The following is a 17,924-nucleotide window of genomic DNA, read 5'->3' as shown; positions in this document are numbered from 1 at the left end:
GGCAAGGTTGCCGCATCGTGGGACCATGTGAACGGCGCTCTTTGATGAGTTTAGACATTCTTATTCGATAAAAGCGAATCAAAGGGGGCACATTTCCAATTTGCCAGCCACGCCCCGCGTGCTTAACCTCTGCTAGAGTTCGCTCAGTGAGGCCAACCGCGCCCCATATTGATTCGAGCGATTACTAAGTTGAGGCATTCGAACGCCATTTGTATCACCTAATTCTACAACCTTCGGAGATGTACGAAATGAAAAAGCATCTATTTCTGACCCTTGTATGCAGCGCCGCGCTGATCACTGCTTGCAGCTCGCCCGAAGAGAAGGCCGAGGCCGAGAGCCCGAAGGAATCGCAGACGGCTGAGGCGCAACAGGAGACGGAGCCGGCAGGCGAGGGAGACGAGGCCATCAAGGATGTGATGACCAAAGAGTCGCAGACCGCGATGACCCCTGATCAGGCGCTGCAAAAGCTCAAAGAGGGCAACGCGCGCTACGTCAAAGGTGAAATGACCAATCGTGACTTGGGCGCGCAGGTCCAGGCCACCGCGGCGGGTCAGTATCCGTTCGCGGTCGTGCTCGGCTGCGTCGACTCGCGCGTGCCCCACGAGCTGGTCTTCGACCAGGGCGTCGGCGACATCTTCTCGGCACGCGTGGCCGGCAACTTCGAGACCGAGGACATGCTCGGCAGCATGGAGTTCGCCACCAAGGTCGCCGGCTCCAAGGTCGTGGTCGTGATGGGTCACACCAGCTGCGGCGCGGTCAAGGGTAGCTGCGACAACGTCCAGCTCGGCCACATCAGCTCGCTGGTCGAAGAGATCAAGCCCGCCGTCGAGGACGTCACGCCCGAGGGTGAGACCTGCTCGTCGGACAACACTGAGTTGGTCAACAAGATCGCCCACCGCAACGTCGAGCTGACCGTCGAGGACGTGCGCGAGCGCAGCGAGATCCTCGCCGAGATGGAAAAGGCGGGCGACATCAAGATCGTCGGCGCGATGTACGACATCTCGACCGGCAAGGTCGAGTTCTTCGAGTAAGCCTCCCGCCCTCCCCTCCGGCGGCGCCGCGTCCATGCGGCGCCGCCTCACCGGCAGTTCAAACCGCGATCAAAAACACGTCTTCCTATGGGAAGGCTCGAGCCTCCCCATCGTGCTTACAGGCGCATGAACGCTGGCCCGCACGGTGTCTGACACCATTTCACAAACACGGTGTCTGACACCATTGCGCTCGACACCACTTCACAGGTGCCGCTGTGCATGCTGAAAGAGCGGAAGGCATTCGCTGCACTTGGCGCGTGTCTATCATTACCTCGAGAGTTCTAGCGCGACAGCAGGCCGCGGGGGACGACCTTGGAAGCCAGCACAGGCCAAGTGAAGCACTTTGCCAAACTCCTCGCCGAGTACTGTGCGGCGGGGCTCGAGGCCTTGGGAACGATCGTCGTGGCCGGAATTGCAGTGGTCATGACCGCGATCGCGCTGGTGCAGTTGATTCGACGCAAATCGTACAAGCGAATCTTTACGAATTACCGCCACGGTCTGATTCGCGGCACGCTCGTCGGTCTCGAACTCCTCGTGGCAGCCGACATCATCAAGACGGTTGCCATCAAGTTTAGCCTGCACGGAGTAATCACCCTCGCCATTTTGGTACTGGTCCGAACCTTCTTGAGCTTTACGCTCGAAGTCGAACTAACCGGCAAATGGCCCTGGCAAGGCGAAGGAAGCCAGTCCGATTCCGAGACGTCGGAGGATAGCGAGGAGGAATGAGCTCCCTCAACGTCCAGTCCATCCATTCCAATCAAGTGGATTTGGGGTATGGTAGCGAGCAGTGATAGCCCGCAAAACCGACTGACCTGCACCCCACCAAGCTATGTCCGAACAATTCATGACACTCGCCCTCTCCGCCGGTACCGATAGCGAGCGCTGGATCGAATTATTCGACCAAAGCCGTGAATTCACCGCCGCCGGCGCTCATGACGTGCGCCTGGTCGACATCGACGCCGACCGTGCCGTGCTCGAGATGCCCATCGGCGATCACGCTCGACAACCCTACGGGCTGTTGCACGGCGGGGTATCGATGATGCTCGCCGAATCCGCCGCCAGCATGCACTCGTGCTGGGGTGTCGATCTCACCGAGGTCGCTCCGGTGGGCGTCGAAATCAACGGGTCTCACCTGAGCTCGGCCCGGGAGGGCACGGTGCGCGCCGTTTGCACCGTCATCAAACGCGGCGAGACGATGATCCGTCACCACGTCGAGATCATCCACGTCGACAGTGGACGCCTTTTGAGCGACGTGCGGGTGACCAACTTCTACAAGCGCCTGCGCTCCTGACAGCGCCAAATACAGCGCACAAAAAAGCCCCGGCGTTCGATAAAAACGCCGGGGCTCTCGAAGGCTGCTTATCTACGGGGCGCGTCAGAACAGTGACGGCGCAAAGCGCTCTTCGGCCGCATCCATTCGTGCAAGTCCGAGCAACTTGGCGACGTGGTCGGCTTCTCCACTGTCGCGCGTCTCGGTGAATTTCCGGTGAAGCAGGCGCGTGAACTCTTCGAGCGCCTCATCGTCATAGTCGAGTTGCTGCAAGCAGGTAGCATGCGCTTCGAGCGCGAGCTCACGCAGAGGCTCGAACTCCGCATCGACCCGCCCCGACAGGACCACCTCGAACTGGCGAAGCGCCTCGCGGAAGCGACGCTCGCTCATGAGATGCATTCCCCGGCACATGTGTTCGAAGCGCGCCTCGTGCACGCCACGGTAGCGATTGGCAGCGTAGAGAAGGAGTTGGCGAGGCACATAGGGCCCACGCGCCGGCGGCTCCTTGCCGATAAGGGAGAGCAGCTTCAGGCAAGTCCAGCGCAACTCATCTTCGAACCCGTCATAGCTAGCGGACTGGGTCGAACCATTCGGCTCGCCGAAATGAGGGCGCACTTCTATCGTCGTATCGTTGTTCATAACTCGATTCACGTCGCGATTTTACGCACGTCACCGGCTCTTTACCGATGACGGCAACTACTCCACCACGCGACCACTCTGCTCGAATGCAGGTTCACAGGGCGCGCGAGGGGCTGATTCTGACTGGACGGGCATGCCGATGCGCGGACACGCCGCGAGAGCAAGTTCGGCGACGAACTCACTCAACCAACCGAGCCAGGCGGAGATTGCTTGGGTGCGACGTGATAGAGCGGAAATTGGGGGGAAGATTGGGCAGACTGACGCCCGGGATGGGATTGCCAGCCGTCCAGTGCCTGGGCAGCGATCAGCGGCTGCGCAGAAGCCTTCGCGTCGAGCGGAGGCCAAGATGAGGTGTCCGTCTCGGCCCGCGCGGCGCTGCCGGTGCGCAGAAGCGCCAGTTGGGCGGACGCATCGCCACGGCAATCGGTACCGGCGCCAGCGCCGGGGTCCGAAAACATGCAATGCGCCGAGGCAGGCGCGGCCAGACCGGCCGCCAAGCACCAAAAACCTGCGGTGACTGCCACGAGCAGTCCCAGGTTACTCCATCGCCGAGACGACCCGGCTTGTGGGTGCTTGTTTTGCGCTTCCTTCAAACTCGCCTCGGGTAAAAAGACGCCATCATCTTTGCTGCACATTCATCTAAACACCGACTTCGACGAGTCCATTCCGAAACAAGAAAAACCCCGGCGGCGATCGCGCCGCCGGGGCAAAATGATCCGCGGCTCCTACCGACGCTGAGCGCGCCTCATGTGACGGTGGCCTTTTCGAGCCCGCTCCCGCTTGACTTGCATTCTCTTCTTACGCGCCTTGGCCTTCTTCGCCTTGCGCTTGTGCGCCTTGGCCTTGCGCTTGTGCGCCTTGGCCTTGTGCTTGTGCGTCTTGGCCTTGCGCTTGTGCGCCTTGGCCTTGCGCTTGTGCGCCTTCGCTTTATCGGCGCCTTGGACCACCACCGTGACATCGTCCAACGCAAACGCGCTGCTCGAGACACTCACCATCATGCCAACTGCCACCGCTGCGACGAATCCAACCTTTACCATTGCCCTTTTCATCTCGTGCTCCTCGTATCAATCGATGCATCACGCATCGGGTTCATTACACCGGCGAGTGCCATCTCACCGTCCGAGAGGACCCCGATTCAGCCCGACTGCAGGCTGCCTCGGCCCATGTATTTCGTTATACGGACGACTTCTTAAGAGAATCTGAAGCGGGAGTGTCTCCCTGCGACTGCCGACGAGGAGGGGCTACTGCAGGCGCCAGACGAACTGAAATTGTCCGGCGACGTGGCTGGAGGTGATCGGGTCGTGGTTGTCGGGCACGCCGACGCGGTCGTAAAGGACACTGCCAGCCGAGAGGGCGAAGCTGCGCGTGATCGGGATTTCGAGCTCCTGGCGGGTAATGCCCGCCATCTCGTGGCCGTCAGAGCCGTGCAACGTTCGCACGTAGTAGCGCGAGCTGATCGAGCGCAACTGAAACCAACCCGGCTTGGTCAACACCAAGATCGTGCGCGCCAGCCCACCGGCGCCCAAGTTGTAGTCGCGCTCGACCACCTCGGCGTACGGCGAGTCGAAGCCCCCCAGCGCAATGGCGCCGAGATCGAACTGCGCAAAGAGGCGCAAAGACCACCACCCCAACTCGAAGCTACCCAGCGCCGAGGCCCCCACCGATGACGTCCCCACTTTGAACAGCGGGCTGTCGTAGTAGTCGTAGTGCATCATCGGCCCCCAAGCGCACTGGTTGTCCTCGCCGCACCCAAACCCCCAACGCGCCAGCAATCCGGTGATGTCGAGTTGAGCGGCGTAAAAGTCTTTGTGGCTGTAGTTGACCCCGACTCCCAATTCGAACCAATCGAAGGGCTCGAAGGGTTCGCCGTCATCGACAAACGAGCCGTAGACCACACGTGCGTCCAGACCCAGGCTGGGAATGCCTCCATCGGTGACATCGGCGACGTCGGCCGGACGAAACTCGTCGAGCCCCAACGCAAGGCGGGTGCGCACGGGAAACTCGCCAGGCGCCTCGCCGCGGTGGAATGCCTCGCCCGACACCAGTCGACCGATGCCCCAGATCGGGGTTAGCGCCGTCGCCCCACCCTCGCGGCCGACGCGCTCCCAACCCCAGCTCGAATCGTCGAGCAGCGCCGACGACAGCCTGAACAGCACCTCGCCCAGCGCCACGCCCCCGATGGTGGTGGTGATGAAGTCGTTGTACGACGGGTTCTGCGTCTCCATGAACAGCTCCCAATGGAGACTTCCCAGCGCCGTATATGGAACAGAGCCCCAAAACCCGAAGCCGACCGCGCGTGCTCCGGTGTGGTACAGGCCGCCTTGGTAGGGGTGGCCTATCTGGTTGGTCGGAAAAGCATCGGCGTCCCACTCGAAGCCTTCTTCGAAGTTCGACGCCACCGAATCGAGGCCGATAAAGGCATAGTCCTCCTCGAGCAGGTAGCGCGCCGTGGCCCAAAAGGCGACATTGGCTCCGAGCATACTGCCGACAGGGATCAGATAGTCCCACCCGCGGGGTTCGTCGGCCGATTCGGCCGGCCCCAATGCCCGCGCCGGCGCAGCCAACGCCAGTAACATCACGCAGCAAACCAGCCCACACAGCACTCGGCTGCGACGAATGATCTTCGAGCGTGCGATGGAGGTCACGGCTCGGGACTTCATGTCAGGGGTATCCTGAGACTCGGAGAGGTGACAGCACAACTGACGCCATGACTACTGGATCGACCCGAGCCGGTGCAACCACGCTCTGAGGACTACTGCGCTTCGAATATCTTGCGAATGGCGTTGGCAAGTTCCTCGCCGCCGAAGGGCTTCATCAACACGTTGACGTCCATGTCCGAGTCCACGCGAAGATAGGAGTCGGCAGGATGGCCCGAGATGAACAGCACTTCGATACTCGGACAGATCTCACGCAGCCGTCGTGCGACTTCTTCACCGCTGATCTGTGGCATGACGACATCGCAGACGACCAAATCGAACGCCCCTGCACCACGCTCCTCGGCCACCTCGAGAGCTTCGGCTCCGCCCGCCACTGCGACCACATCGAGCCCTGAGTTCTCGAGCATCCTGGAGGTCACCTTGCGAACCAGCGGCTGGTCTTCGACGAGCAGGGCCTGCAGTCGCGGCAGCGCACAGCCCGATGTGTCGGCGTGAGCGCCCGACAAACTGGTGGCCGACTGCTGGCTAACCGGCAAGTAGACCTCGAACGTCGTCCCCTCACCCGGCTCGCTTTGCATAAAGATATTGCCCCCGCATTCGAGCGTGACGTCAGCCACCGTGGCCAGTCCGAGCCCGGTGCCCTCTTTTTTGGTCGTGTAGAAGGGCTCGAAGACTTTGACCCCCACGTCCGCCGGAATTCCTCCGCCCGTGTCGCTCACTTTGAGGCTGACATACCGGCCCGGACGGACGAGCGAGCCGACCACGCAGTGACGCGGCTCCTGCAGGTCAACGTTCGCCAGGGTGAGGGTGAGTCGGCCGCCGGTCCGCATGGCGTCGCGCGCATTAACTGCAAGGTTTAGCAGAATCTGCTCGATGGCCTGGCGATCCGCGCGCACCGCCCAGGGGTTGGGCTCGAGCGAAGTGACCACTTCGATATGCTCGCCGATCAAGGAGCGCAGCACCACGTCGATGTGGGCGATGACTTCGGCCAAGTCCAGATCGGTCTTGCGGATGGGCTGACTTCGAGAAAATGCCAGCAGCCGACGCGTCATCGCGGCGGCACGATCGCTGGCGGCTTGAATGATCTGCACGTCTTCGGCCTCTTCGGAGCTTGGATCTAGCGCTGCCTCCAAGAGTTGGGCCGAACTCTGAATCACCGTGAGCAAATTATTGAAATCGTGGGCAATCCCGCCGGCGAGTTTGCCTACGATGTCGAGCTTCTGGGCTTGGCGCAGGTTCGACTCCATCTCCAGTCGCCGACGGATATCGCGCACCACCATGCTCGATCGGAGATTGCCACGCGCGTCGCGGTAGATATTGCTCGACACCTCGCACGGAATCTTGCGCCCGCTTCGATGGACCAGCTGGACCTCGCCTTGAAACTTGCCGGTGGCTTCGCGGATGGCCAGCAGCTCCGAAAGACGCTCGTCGGTCGTGTCGACCACGCCCTCACGGCTCAGCTCACAGATTTCGCTCTCGGTGTAGCCCAGCAACTCACACGCGGCCGGATTGGCCGACAAGATGCGACCGTCGGGAGCGGTCAATAACATCGCGTCGACCGAATACTCGAAGACGGCTCTGTAGCGGTTCTCGGCCTCTTCGACGCGCAGCTGGTGATAGTGTACGTCGGCGACCTTGCGAGCCAACTCACGGCCGACGCCGTCGAGAAAATCACGGTAGTCGGAGTTGAACGGCAGGTATGCGCTCAGCCCGACGATAAGCGCCGCGACACAGTCGTCTCTGGCACCGCCGCCGCTGCATATGGGGATCAGCCCCAGACCCGACGTGGCAGGCAGGCCTGTGATCGCCTCCGAAGCCTCTTCGGGCAATTCGAGAAAACCGACGTCTTCGCCCACCCGCTCCCACGGCACCCAACGCGCGATTTCGTCTACCGACGGCGCCAGTTCGTGCTCCAGCCCGATGGAATCGATCACCTCGAGCCTGCGGCCTCGTCGGTTCATACGACACAAAAGGGCACACGGAATGTCGTCCGTTGCCCCCTGCAGCGCTTGCAGCGACACAGCGAGCATTTCATCCATCGACGAGCGGCTCGATGTGCTCGCCAGATCACGCAGTATCTCGGCACGTCGGCGAGCCAGCACGCTGGCGGTGGTCTCCACCGCCGAGGAGAGCAACCCGACGATCTGGCCGTTGTCGTCGCGCACCGGGCTGTATGAGAACGTGAAGTACATCTCCTCGGGAAAGCCTTGCCGTGCAATCGGCAGGCAAAGGTCTTCGAACCAAAGGGCCTTCCCCGTGTCGTACACACTCTGCAGAATCGGCCCGATATCGGCCCAGATCTCGGAGTAGACTTCGGCGACGGGCCGGCCGAGCGCGTCGGGATGCTTGTCCCCCAAAATCTGCAGATACCCCTCGTTGTAGATCTGAATCAACTCCGGCCCCCACCCCAACGTCATTGGCAGCGAAGAGTCGAGGACCAAGCGCGCGGCCGACCTCAGGGCGCGCGGCCAAGTAGTCGGGGGGCCGAGAGACGTGCTCGACCAGTCCATCTGCCTGGCAAGCTTGCCGACCTCACCGGCCAAACTCTCGAAGAGTTGACTTGTCTGCTCGGACTTTGAAGTTGTGGACATGCCAAGGGGCTCGTCGTGAAGGCGAGAAATGCGCTTCTGCAGGTGACGGCCTCCACTCTACTGCAATCATGCCGTTAAGACACGTTTTTTTCGCGTCATGGACCGCGCTTTTCGCCCTCTCGGCCTTCTCTGATCCACCAAGTGATCCACCAAGAACGCCTCGTGCGTACTAAGCCAAAGGCAACACCAGCACCGGGCGCGACGACTTCTTGACCAACGACCAGGTGGTGTCTCCGGCCAGAAAGTCCACCAGCCGATTGGCGCTTCTGGGCGTGAAAATAATCGCGGAGGCGTCGATACGCTCGGCCAACTCGTGAATGGCTCGACTCGTATTCGAGGACTGCTCGATAGACACCTCGACGTCGATCCCTGCGTCTTCGAGAAGTCCACAGGCGACATGCAACGTCGCGTAGGCGTTCTCGAGACGATAATCGCTCGGAAGGCTGTCGGACCACTGGCGGTAGCGAGGAATCACGGTCACCACCGTGACTGAGCCGAGCTGTGAGCCCACCGACTCCAGGACCACTCGACACGTCTGGCGAGCATCTTCGTCCGAGGCCACCGCGACCAGAACGTGGTCGAGCAACCTGGGCTCTTCGGCTCTCCTCGAAGCGGGGGGCTGGGGCGTCGACTTGGGAAGATGGGTTTCCATGACAACTCCGGGGGAAGGGATCCTCGAGACACGGCCTGCCGAGCCTCACAACGAAGTGCTTACAAAGCTAGGAACCGTCCTACAATTCGTCTATCAGGAATTTCACATGCTTGGATTCGTTATATCCTAGCTTTCCCCGCTAGATTTAGTTCTTAGGGGCGAGCACCATTCGGTTTAGACAAACCTTCCGTGAGGCATTTCCTTATGGACGAAGCCAAGGCTGCTCCTTAGCTTTGATAAGCGACGCAAGCTGTTCACCAGGTCAGGCCACTGGAGGTGCGAGCATGGACATTCGAGTTGTAGGCATCGATTTTCCGCCGCCGCGTACTGCGCGCCAGCTCACCGCGCAGCAACTGGGCGAGACGCTGGCTCCGGTGACCGGACACATCGATAAAATCGAAGTGTACCTGTCGGAGTTCAGCGCCGACGGCGACGGCAGCAAATCCCGCTGCTCGATGGTCGTGTTCTTTCACGGCCGGCTGCCGATGCTCGTCGAAGAGGATGCTGACAGCCTCGATCGTGCCATCAGCCGTTGTGTGGTGGGAGTGGGCCGAGCCGTGCTGAGCCACGTGCGCGGGCCGGGCCCTGGTCCCGCAGGCCTGAGCGCTCTTTTCGAATGACGTATTTTGCGCGCTGGTTTCGAACTTTTTGGGGAACAGTATGGCGAAGCTGAAGAAGAACCTGGGGCTGATGGATGTGTATGCCATCAGCACCGGGGCGATGTTCAGTTCGGGATTCTTTTTGCTTCCCGGGCTTGCCGCAGCACAGACCGGTTCGTCGGTGGTGCTGGCGTATTTTCTTGCAGGATTGATGATCATCCCGGCGATGCTCAGCCAGGCCGAGTTGGCCACGGCGATGCCGCGGGCCGGGGGGAGTTATTTCTTCGTCGACCGCGCCATGGGGCCGCTGTTCGGCATGATCGGCGGCCTGGGCACCTGGGTGGCGTTGGTGCTCAAGAGCGCGTTTGCCCTCATTGGCATGGGCGCCTACCTGGTGATCTTTTTCGACCTGCCCATCATCCCGGTCGCCGTGGTGCTGACGCTCGCCTTCGGCGTGCTCAATTTGGTCGGGGCCAAGGAGAGTAGCCGCCTCCAACGGGTGCTCGTGGCCGTGCTGGTAGTCATCTTGGGCTTTTTCGTCATTCAAGGATTCGCCGCCACCCTCGATTCGCCGCGCGGCTGGGCATCGTGGGGAGACGACTACACCTTTGCGCGCAACGGGCTCGAGGGCATCATCGCCACCGTGGGTATGGTGTTCGTTTCTTATGCAGGCCTGACCAAAGTCGCCAGCGTGGCCGAAGAGGTCGAAAAACCCGACCGCAACATCCCGTTGGGCATGTTTTTGTCGTTGGCGACCGCCACCTTCATCTACTGCGCCGGGGTCTACGTGATGACCGTGGTGCTCGACCCCTCCGAGTTCTACAAGGACTTGACGCCGGTGGCGACCGCTGCCGACGCGTTCATGACCTGGCTGCCGGGATCGACCGGCGTGGTCTTGATGGTCATCGCGGCGATTGCCGCGTTTGCCTCGACCGGCAACGCCGGGGTCATGTCCGCCAGCCGCTATCCGTTTGCGATGGCCCGTGACCGCCTGCTCCCCGACCGCTTCGGCGAGATCTCCGCCAAGGGCATCCCGGTCCTGGCGGTGCTGGCGACCACGGCGGCGATGATCGTGTGTTTGATCGCCTTCGACGTCTCGGCGGTGGCCAAGCTCGCCAGCGCCTTCCAACTGGTGCTCTTTGCGCTGATCAGCGCGGCGGTCATCGTCATGCGCGAGAGCCGGCTCGAGTTCTACCAACCCGGCTTTCGCTCGCCGCTGTACCCATGGATGCAGATCGCGGGCATCGTCATCCCCATCTGGCTCATCTGGGAGATGGGCTGGCTGGCGGTCGGCTTCAGCCTGGGCGTCGTCGCCGTGGGCGTGGTCGCCTTCCACTTCTACGCCCGAAAACGCGTGCACCGTCGCGGCGCGATCCGTCACGTCTTCGAGCGCATGGGCCGAAGCCGCCACGAAGAGTTGCACCACGAGCTTCGACGGGTCGTCTCCGATAAGGGCCTGCGCGACGACGATGAGTTCGACGAGCTGTTCGACAACGCGCTGGAGCTTCGCCTGCAGGGGCCGATCACCCTCGACGAGATGATGGCGCGTGCCTCGGACATCCTCGCCGACGAGCTCGACCTCGATCCCAACGACCTGGTCCACTGCTTCATGGAGGAGAGCCGACTGGGCATGATGCCCATCGAGGACAACGGCGCGGTGCCCCACCACCTGTATCACGGACTCGAGGAGCCGCAGGTGATGGTCGTGCATGTCGACGGCGGTGTGCCGCTACACCTCGATGAAGCGACCGCTCACGTGGTGCACGATGCACCGATCTCGAACTTCATCTTCTTGCTCAGCCCCGATGAAGACGCTGCGCGCCACTATCGCTACGTCGCTGAAATCGCCAGCCGCCTCGACCGGATCCCGGAGCCCCAGAGTCAGCCCGACGCGGAGCACTCGTTGCTCCTGGCGCTGTCGGTGAACCCTCCGAATCGGGCAGTGTCGTGATGGACGCGCAACTAGTCATGCCCCAGCAGCGCGATGACCGCCGGGTTTCGCTCCTTCTTCTCGATGGAGACGGCGTAAAACTTCTCGCGCACGCCCTCGGCGGCACCGACGCGCTCGACCAGGTACTGCGCCTCGATCTCTTCGGCCACGAGCAAGGGGGCGGGGAACAGTCCCAACCCGCTCTCCCCGTAGGTCTTGAGTTGCGCGGCGTCTTGAAACTCGCCGACAAGCTTGGGATAAATGCCCAGCGAGTCGAACCATTGCTCGAGAATGCGCCGCACCACCGAATTCGACGTGGGCAGCAGAAACGGTGCTTCGTCGAGCGACTGCGGAAAGCCATCGCGCACCCCGTCGGCCAACTCCGGGGTGCCGAAGATGCCGATGCCCGACTCGGTGAGCAGGTGGTTGAAGGTGCGCACCGCCGACTCGGGGCCCACCGGCGCGTCAGTGATGGCGATGTCGAGATGGTGACGCACCAGGTCGGCGACCAGCTCGTCGGTATGGCCCTCCGAGATGATCAGGTGGACCTCTTCGTCCATGGCAATGACCGGCTCGAGGAGTTTGCGCACCACCAGCTTGGGCACGACTTCGGTGACGCCGACGTGCAGTCGCAGGGGCCCGCCAACCGCGCGTCCCTGCACGAAGTTCATCAGCTCCCGGCCGATGTTGAAGATCTCGTCGGCGTAGCGGAACACTACCTGCCCGAACTCGGTCAAGACCAAGCTTCGGCCCGAGCGCCGGAACAGCTTTTGCTCGAAGACGTCTTCGAGCTGGTGAATCTGCCCGCTGATTGTTGAGGGGGCCAGACGCAGCTCTTCACTCGCGGCGGTCACCGAGCCGGTGCGCGCAACCGTCCAGAAATAGAGCAAGTGGTGGTAATTGAGCCATTCGTTCATTCGAGATCTCCGAATCTACTGCATAATAATTGCACCAAATCGAAACTATACGCATCCAACTGGTAACGCAAACCTTGACTTTTCTCAGCGAGAGAGAACTTGTTGTGTGGATGAGAGTAACAGCAATCGGCTCTGATGACGTGTTGGAGTCTCATTCGAGGGACACATGAATCTGCTTCTGATCATTTGTTTGCCCCTCGCAGGCCTCTTGCTTCCGCTACTCGCCGATCGTTTCGGACGTGTGGCGTGCGCAGTCGCAGCGGCAATTCCAACGGTCATCTCGTTGGTGCTGCTCCTAGGCCTCGCGCCGCAAGTGCTCGCCGGCGAGGTCCTGACGGTGGGCTGGCCGTGGGTGGAGTCGCTGGGGCTCAACCTGTCGTTCCGCCTCGACGGGCTCGGCTTTCTATTCGCCCTGCTCATCCTGGGCATCGGCCTGTGCGTCATCACCTACGCGTATACCTACCTATACAAGAGCGACCCAATCGGGCGCTTTTACGCCATGCTTATGGCGTTCATGGGGGCGATGCTAGGCGTGGTGCTATCCGAGAACCTGGTGCTGATGGCGCTGTTCTGGGAGATGACCAGCCTGAGCTCGTTTTTGCTCATCGGCTACTGGACACATAAGTCCGAGGCGCAGGCCGGCGCGCGCATGGCGCTGACGATCACCGGCGCCGGCGGGCTGTGTCTGTTCGGCGGTGTGATCATGATCGGTCATATCGTCGGAAGCTTCGAGCTGAGCGACGTGCTCGCCTCGGCCGACGTCATTCAGAACCACGACCTGTATATCCCCGCGCTGTGCCTGGTGCTCGCCGGGGCGTTCACCAAGTCGGCGCAGTTCCCCTTCCACTTCTGGCTGCCCAACGCGATGACCGCGCCCACGCCGGTCAGCGCGTACCTGCACTCGGCGACGATGGTCAAAGCGGGTGTCTTCTTGCTCGCCCGGCTCCACCCGGCGCTTGCGGGCACCGACCCCTGGTTCTTCATCGTCACCTTCACCGGCCTGGCCACGCTGACGGTGGGCGCGTATGTCGCGTTCTTCAAGGATGACCTCAAGGGGCTTCTGGCCTATTCGACCATCAGCCACCTGGGCCTGATCACCGTCTTGTTCGGCTTCGGCAGCCCGTTCGCCGCGGTCATCGGCGTCTTCCACATCATGAACCACGCCGCCTTCAAGGCCTCGTTGTTCATGACCGCCGGCATCGTCGACCACGAGGCGGGCACCCGCGACATCAGCAAGCTCGGCGGGCTTCGCCGCCTGATGCCCTACACGATGGTCCTCGGGCTGCTCGGCGCCGCTGCGATGGCCGGCGTGCCCTTGTTCAACGGCTTTTTGAGCAAGGAGATGTTCTTCGACGCGACCTGGAAGCTTCCCCAGATGGAGGCCTATCCGTGGCTCGTGCCGGTGCTGGCGACCTTCGGCGGGCTCTTTAGCGTCGCCTACTCCATTCGGTTCGTCCACGGCGTCTTCTTCGGCGAAGAGGTCGAAACCCCCAAGAAGGCTCACGACCCGTCGTGGCTGATGATGGCGCCGGTCGCGCTTCTGGTGACGATCTCGGTCGTCGTCGGCATCGTGCCCAAGCTCATCGTCGAGCCGCTGTTGGGCGTGGCCGCCTCGGCGGTCATCTTCGGCGGGCAAGCCGGCGAGCTGCCCTACTACAGCCTGGCGCTGTGGCACGGCTTCAACGCCCCGCTCATCATGAGCCTGATCGCGTTCGCCGGGGCCAGCCTCGTCTACTGGCGCCGCAAAGATCTGTACACCTTCGCCGAGCGCACCTGGCCGGGCCTGACCGGCCGCACGGTCTTCGAGCACCTGCTCGAGGGATTGACGCGCGCCTCGCGGGCCCTCTCGGGAGCCATTGAAAACGGCTCGCTGCAGCGCTACATCGCTTGGCTTCTGGCCTTCGCCATCCTGGCGATGTTCTGGCCCTTCTGGGAGCACGGCTGGCACGGCACGGGCGTGCTGCACACGCCGGTCGACCCGGTCAGCGCGGTCATGATCGCCATCATGCTCACCGGCGCGCTGGGCACGGTGCTCTTGCACCGAAACCGCTTCCTGGCCGTGATACTGCTGAGCACCGTGGGACTCGTCGCCGCGCTCATCTTCGTGCGCCTGTCGGCCCCGGACCTCGCCATGACCCAGTTGTCGGTCGAGGTCGTGACCATCTTGCTGCTCTTACTCGCCCTCTTCATGTTGCCGCGAGGCACGCCCAAGGAGTCCTCGCCGCCGCGCCAACTGCGCGACATCGGCCTGGCAGTCCTGGGCGGAGGCGGCGCCGCTGCCCTGACCTGGGGCATCATCACCCGGCCCTTCGAAACGATCTCGGGCTGGCATATCGAGCAGTCGTATCCGGGCGGCGGCGGCACCAACGTGGTCAACGTCATCTTGGTCGACTTCCGTGGCTTCGACACCATGCTCGAGGTCTCGGTGCTCGCCATCGCCGCGTTGGGCGTGTTCATGCTGCTCGACGGCTTGGACATCGAGGAGACCCGCGACATCAAAGACCGCGCCTCCGACCCGTACCCGGTGATGCTCGTCTCGTTTAGCCGCCCGCTGCTGTCGATGATCATCTTGATGTCCATCTTCATCATGCTCCGCGGCCACAACCTGCCCGGCGGCGGCTTTATCGGCGGCCTGGTCGCCACCGTCGCGCTCGTCATGCAGGAATTCGCCAGCGGGGTGAACTGGACCGAGGAGCGCGCCCGCGTCAACTTCCGACGCATGGCTGTGTGGGGCGTGGCGCTGGCGGTGGTCACCGGCGGCGCGGCGCTGCTGTTCGAGCTGCCCTTCTTGACCACCTGGCACGGCTACGTGTACCCGCCGCTTATCGGCAAGCTGCACCTGGCGTCGGCGCTCATCTTCGACCTGGGCGTCTACTTCGCCGTCATCGGCTCGATGATGGTCATCCTCGGGCGGCTCGGCCGCCTGGGAGGCGCCGCCGACCCCAAGAAATTGAAAGGCCGTGAGGAGGATTCACCATGGAAGCCCTGATCGCAGTCGCCGTCGGCGTGCTCGTCGCCTCGGGGATCTACCTGATGCTGCGCGGGCGCACCTTTCCGGTCATCCTGGGGCTGGCGCTCTTTGCCTACGCCGTCAACCTCTTTCTATTCGTCATGGGCCGGCTGACCCTGGAGGGGGCGCCGATTCTGCGCGAGGGTATGGAGACCGCCGCCTACACCGATCCGCTGCCGCAGGCTTTGGTGCTCACCGCCATCGTCATCGGCTTCGCGATGACCGCGTTCGTCATGGTGCTCGCCATCGCCTCGTACACCGACCTCGAGACCGATCACGTTGACGGAGAGGAGCCCGAGTCGTGAACCACTTGATCATTACTCCCATCCTGATTCCGCTGCTCGGGGCCATCGTCGCCGTCCTCGGCGGCTGGGGTCGCATCGGCGTCCAGCGCGTCATCAGCTTGCTGACGGGCGTGGCCACACTGGGCTGCGCGATCGCGCTGGTCGACGTCGCCGGCAGCGGCGCCATCTGGGCCTACAACGTCGGCGACTGGGCCGCGCCCTTTGGCATCACGCTGGTGCTCGACCGGCTCAGCGCCATGATGGTGCTTCTGACCTCGGCGGTCTCTTTCCTGGCGCTCCTGTACGCGGTGCAGGGCCAGGACGAGCGCGGCAAGCATTTCCACTTCCTGTTCCAGATGCAGGTCCTGGGGATCAACGGCTCGTTTCTGACCGGTGACCTCTTCAACCTGTTCGTCTTCTTCGAGGTGTTGCTGCTCTCGTCGTATGCCCTGCTGTTGCACGGGCGCACGAAGCGCAGACTCAAGGCCGGGGTGCACTACGTCATCCTCAACTTGGTCGGCTCGGGGATGTTCGTGCTGGGCATCGCCATGATGTACGGGCTGACCGGCACGCTGAATATGGCCCACATGGCCGCACGCGTGGCCGAGTTGCCGGCGACCGACGCCGCCTTTGTGCAGGCAGGCGCCATGCTCTTGCTGGTCGTCTTCGCGCTCAAGGCCGCGCTCGTGCCCATCTACATGTGGCTGCCCAGCGTCTACAGCGCAGCCAGCGCGCCGGTGGCCGCCGTCTTCGCCATCCTGACCAAGGTCGGCGTCTACGCCATCTTGCGGGTCACCACGCTCATCTTCGGCCCCGAAGGCGGCGTCGCCGCCGACATCGCCGAGCCCTTCTTGCTGCCGCTGGCCCTCGTCACGCTCGCGTTGGGCACCTTCGGGGCGCTCGCCAGCAAGGAGCTCGGCCGCACGATCGCCTACCTCATCGTCGCCTCCATGGGCACGATGCTCGCAGCCATCGGGCTGTACACGGCCGAGGGCATCGCCGCGGGCTTGTACTACATGCTTCACAGCACCATCGCCTCGGCGGCGCTCTTTTTGCTCGCCGGCGTCATCACCAGCCAGCGCGGCGAGCTCGGCGGCAAGCTTCTGCCCGGCCCCAAGCTCGAGCGATGGTCGCTTCTGGGAGTGCTCTTCTTCACCACCGCCATCGCCGTGGCTGGCCTGCCGCCGCTGTCCGGCTTCCTCGGCAAGGTGTTCATCCTCGACGCCGCCGTCGACCAGCCCGACGGCTTCTGGGTCTGGGGCGTCGTCTTGGCCACCAGCCTCCTGGCGGTCGTGACCCTGGCCCAGGCCGGCGTGGCGCTCTTCTGGCGCAACGACACCGAGCAGACCCCGAGCCCCGCCCCCCGCACCGCCGGACGCGTCGTCGCCGTGGTGGGCATGCTCGGGCTGGTGGCCGCGATGACCATCTTCGCCGGCCCGCTCGCCGAGTTCAGCGCGGCGACCGCCGAGCAGATCGCCGAGCCGTCGACCTACATTGAAACGATCGTCCCGTCGGTCGAGGAGACGAAATGACCCAAAGCTCCACACAATCGAGGACGCTGCGAGAGCGGGTGCTGCCGCGCCCGGTATTCACCGTGGTGCTCTGGCTGACCTGGCTGCTCGCCGCCGGAAGTGTCAGCGTCGGCTCGCTGCTCCTGGGCGGCCTGCTCGCGGTGGCCGTGCCCTGGCTCTTTCGGACGTTTTGGCCCGAGGCGCCCGCCCTTCAGAATCTGGGGGCGATGATTCGCTACTTCTGGATCGTCGCCTTCGACATCATCGTAGCCAACCTGATCGTGGCCCGGCTCATCGTCGGGCCCAACAAGCGGCTGCGCCCCGAGTGGCTCGAGATCCCGCTCGACATCGAGCACCCCTACGCCATCAGCATCCTGGCGAGCACCATCTCGCTGACCCCGGGCACCGTGTCGTCGAACCTGAGCGGGGACCGCAAGACGCTCCTGGTCCACAGCCTCGACTGCCCCGATCCCGAGGCCGAAATCGCGCGCATCAAGCGCCGCTACGAGTCGCCGCTCGAGGAGATGTTCGAGTAATGCTACAGACTGCCATCTACATCGCATTCGCGCTGACCACCGCCGCGCTCATCATGAATATGTGGCGCATGGTCAAGGGACCTGACCTGGTCGATCGCATCGTGGCCCTGGACACGATGTACATCAACACCATCGCCCTGCTCATCTTGGCCGGCATCTACATGGCCAGCGCGCTGTTCTTCGAGGCGGCGCTGCTTATCGCCATGATGGGCTTTGTGGGCACGGTCGCCCTGTGCAAGTACCTGCTTCGCGGCAACATCATCGAATAGGCGCTCGCGTCGCAACTGAGGACACTCA

At 62.9% G+C, this 17,924-nt stretch carries 17 protein-coding genes; 10 read left to right on the top strand and 7 right to left on the bottom strand.

The window, feature by feature from the left end; genetic code table 11:
- The first annotated feature begins 248 nt into the window (after window positions 1–248).
- The 3 genes from FIV42_RS20580 to FIV42_RS20570 all read left to right on the top strand — a co-directional run bounded on the left by FIV42_RS20580 (window position 249) and on the right by FIV42_RS20570 (window position 2,322).
- Window positions 249–1,031 (top strand): carbonic anhydrase family protein, encoded by a 783-nt coding sequence (locus FIV42_RS20580; protein WP_141199512.1) that lies wholly within the window; start codon window positions 249–251, stop codon window positions 1,029–1,031.
- A gap of 312 nt (window positions 1,032–1,343) precedes the next feature.
- Window positions 1,344–1,757 carry a DUF1622 domain-containing protein gene (locus FIV42_RS20575; RefSeq protein WP_222615280.1) on the top strand — a complete coding sequence of 138 codons (414 nt, stop codon included), beginning with the start codon at window positions 1,344–1,346 and terminating at the stop codon, window positions 1,755–1,757.
- A gap of 118 nt (window positions 1,758–1,875) precedes the next feature.
- Window positions 1,876–2,322, top strand: a complete 447-nt coding sequence (locus tag FIV42_RS20570; RefSeq protein ID WP_168210809.1) for a PaaI family thioesterase — start codon at window positions 1,876–1,878, stop codon at window positions 2,320–2,322.
- A gap of 84 nt (window positions 2,323–2,406) precedes the next feature.
- Here FIV42_RS20570 and FIV42_RS20565 read toward each other — a convergent pair whose 3' ends face one another.
- The 6 genes from FIV42_RS20565 to FIV42_RS20540 all read right to left on the bottom strand — a co-directional run bounded on the left by FIV42_RS20565 (window position 2,407) and on the right by FIV42_RS20540 (window position 8,840).
- Entirely contained in the window at window positions 2,407–2,940 is a 534-nt protein-coding gene (locus tag FIV42_RS20565) for a hypothetical protein (protein ID WP_141199510.1), read from the bottom strand.
- Between the two features lie 182 nt (window positions 2,941–3,122).
- Window positions 3,123–3,575 (bottom strand): hypothetical protein, encoded by a 453-nt coding sequence (locus FIV42_RS20560; RefSeq protein WP_141199509.1) that lies wholly within the window; start codon window positions 3,573–3,575, stop codon window positions 3,123–3,125.
- 90 nt (window positions 3,576–3,665) lie between these two features.
- Window positions 3,666–3,938: a hypothetical protein gene (locus FIV42_RS20555; protein ID WP_141199508.1), complete on the bottom strand. Its 273-nt coding sequence runs from the start codon at window positions 3,936–3,938 to the stop codon at window positions 3,666–3,668.
- Window positions 3,939–4,181: 243 nt separating this feature from the next.
- Entirely contained in the window at window positions 4,182–5,600 is a 1,419-nt protein-coding gene (locus tag FIV42_RS20550; RefSeq protein WP_141199507.1) for a DUF3943 domain-containing protein, read from the bottom strand.
- A 92-nt stretch (window positions 5,601–5,692) separates the two neighbouring features.
- Entirely contained in the window at window positions 5,693–8,188 is a 2,496-nt protein-coding gene (locus FIV42_RS20545) for a hybrid sensor histidine kinase/response regulator (protein WP_141199506.1), read from the bottom strand.
- Window positions 8,189–8,357: 169 nt separating this feature from the next.
- Complete coding sequence (locus FIV42_RS20540) at window positions 8,358–8,840, bottom strand: universal stress protein (protein WP_141199505.1); 483 nt, start codon at window positions 8,838–8,840, stop codon at window positions 8,358–8,360.
- Window positions 8,841–9,124: 284 nt separating this feature from the next.
- Here FIV42_RS20540 and FIV42_RS20535 point away from each other — a divergent pair, with 284 nt between their 5' ends.
- Complete coding sequence (locus tag FIV42_RS20535; protein ID WP_141199504.1) at window positions 9,125–9,460, top strand: hypothetical protein; 336 nt, start codon at window positions 9,125–9,127, stop codon at window positions 9,458–9,460.
- Window positions 9,461–9,500: 40 nt separating this feature from the next.
- Window positions 9,501–11,390, top strand: coding sequence for an APC family permease (locus FIV42_RS20530; RefSeq protein ID WP_141199503.1), 1,890 nt, complete (start codon window positions 9,501–9,503; stop codon window positions 11,388–11,390).
- Between the two features lie 11 nt (window positions 11,391–11,401).
- On the opposite strand, the gene nhaR is transcribed toward FIV42_RS20530, so the two are convergent.
- The gene (nhaR, locus tag FIV42_RS20525) at window positions 11,402–12,286 is read right to left on the bottom strand and encodes a transcriptional activator NhaR (RefSeq protein ID WP_141199502.1); all 885 of its coding nucleotides are present in this window, start codon (window positions 12,284–12,286) and stop codon (window positions 11,402–11,404) included.
- Between the two features lie 166 nt (window positions 12,287–12,452).
- On the opposite strand from nhaR, the gene FIV42_RS20520 reads away from it, so the two are divergent.
- From FIV42_RS20520 to FIV42_RS20500, 5 genes are read left to right on the top strand one after another with little or no spacing between them, the layout of a single operon-like run.
- Complete coding sequence (locus FIV42_RS20520) at window positions 12,453–15,275, top strand: monovalent cation/H+ antiporter subunit A (protein ID WP_141199501.1); 2,823 nt, start codon at window positions 12,453–12,455, stop codon at window positions 15,273–15,275.
- Complete coding sequence (locus FIV42_RS20515; RefSeq protein WP_141199500.1) at window positions 15,263–15,601, top strand: Na+/H+ antiporter subunit C; 339 nt, start codon at window positions 15,263–15,265, stop codon at window positions 15,599–15,601. Before FIV42_RS20520 ends, FIV42_RS20515 begins: the two co-directional genes overlap by 13 nt.
- The gene (locus tag FIV42_RS20510) at window positions 15,598–17,112 is read left to right on the top strand and encodes a monovalent cation/H+ antiporter subunit D (protein WP_141199499.1); all 1,515 of its coding nucleotides are present in this window, start codon (window positions 15,598–15,600) and stop codon (window positions 17,110–17,112) included. The genes FIV42_RS20515 and FIV42_RS20510 overlap by 4 nt, the downstream gene beginning before the upstream one ends.
- Window positions 17,109–17,627 carry a Na+/H+ antiporter subunit E gene (locus tag FIV42_RS20505; protein WP_222615279.1) on the top strand — a complete coding sequence of 173 codons (519 nt, stop codon included), beginning with the start codon at window positions 17,109–17,111 and terminating at the stop codon, window positions 17,625–17,627. Before FIV42_RS20510 ends, FIV42_RS20505 begins: the two co-directional genes overlap by 4 nt.
- Entirely contained in the window at window positions 17,627–17,896 is a 270-nt protein-coding gene (locus FIV42_RS20500; RefSeq protein WP_141199498.1) for a K+/H+ antiporter subunit F, read from the top strand. Before FIV42_RS20505 ends, FIV42_RS20500 begins: the two co-directional genes overlap by 1 nt.
- Window positions 17,897–17,924: the final 28 nt, after the last annotated feature.

The sequence above is a fragment of the Persicimonas caeni genome (assembly GCF_006517175.1).
GTDB classification, from domain to species: domain Bacteria; phylum Myxococcota_A; class Bradymonadia; order Bradymonadales; family Bradymonadaceae; genus Persicimonas; species Persicimonas caeni.
This window is presented reverse-complemented; position numbering and strand designations above follow the sequence as displayed.

Excerpts from the sequence above, each read along its gene's own strand:
- FIV42_RS20560 (WP_141199509.1), bottom strand. The coding sequence starts at position 3,575 with ATGTGCAGCAAAGATGATGGCGTCTTTTTACCCGAGGCGAGTTTGAAG.
- FIV42_RS20565 (WP_141199510.1), bottom strand. The coding sequence starts at position 2,940 with ATGAACAACGATACGACGATAGAAGTGCGCCCTCATTTCGGCGAGCCG.
- FIV42_RS20570 (WP_168210809.1), top strand. The coding sequence starts at position 1,876 with ATGACACTCGCCCTCTCCGCCGGTACCGATAGCGAGCGCTGGATCGAA.
- FIV42_RS20500 (WP_141199498.1), top strand. The coding sequence starts at position 17,627 with ATGCTACAGACTGCCATCTACATCGCATTCGCGCTGACCACCGCCGCG.
- FIV42_RS20505 (WP_222615279.1), top strand. The coding sequence starts at position 17,109 with ATGACCCAAAGCTCCACACAATCGAGGACGCTGCGAGAGCGGGTGCTG.
- FIV42_RS20515 (WP_141199500.1), top strand. The coding sequence starts at position 15,263 with ATGGAAGCCCTGATCGCAGTCGCCGTCGGCGTGCTCGTCGCCTCGGGG.
- nhaR (WP_141199502.1), bottom strand. The coding sequence starts at position 12,286 with ATGAACGAATGGCTCAATTACCACCACTTGCTCTATTTCTGGACGGTT.
- FIV42_RS20520 (WP_141199501.1), top strand. The coding sequence starts at position 12,453 with ATGAATCTGCTTCTGATCATTTGTTTGCCCCTCGCAGGCCTCTTGCTT.
- FIV42_RS20535 (WP_141199504.1), top strand. The coding sequence starts at position 9,125 with ATGGACATTCGAGTTGTAGGCATCGATTTTCCGCCGCCGCGTACTGCG.
- FIV42_RS20545 (WP_141199506.1), bottom strand. The coding sequence starts at position 8,188 with ATGTCCACAACTTCAAAGTCCGAGCAGACAAGTCAACTCTTCGAGAGT.
- FIV42_RS20555 (WP_141199508.1), bottom strand. The coding sequence starts at position 3,938 with ATGATGGTGAGTGTCTCGAGCAGCGCGTTTGCGTTGGACGATGTCACG.
- FIV42_RS20530 (WP_141199503.1), top strand. The coding sequence starts at position 9,501 with ATGGCGAAGCTGAAGAAGAACCTGGGGCTGATGGATGTGTATGCCATC.
- FIV42_RS20550 (WP_141199507.1), bottom strand. The coding sequence starts at position 5,600 with ATGAAGTCCCGAGCCGTGACCTCCATCGCACGCTCGAAGATCATTCGT.
- FIV42_RS20580 (WP_141199512.1), top strand. The coding sequence starts at position 249 with ATGAAAAAGCATCTATTTCTGACCCTTGTATGCAGCGCCGCGCTGATC.
- FIV42_RS20540 (WP_141199505.1), bottom strand. The coding sequence starts at position 8,840 with ATGGAAACCCATCTTCCCAAGTCGACGCCCCAGCCCCCCGCTTCGAGG.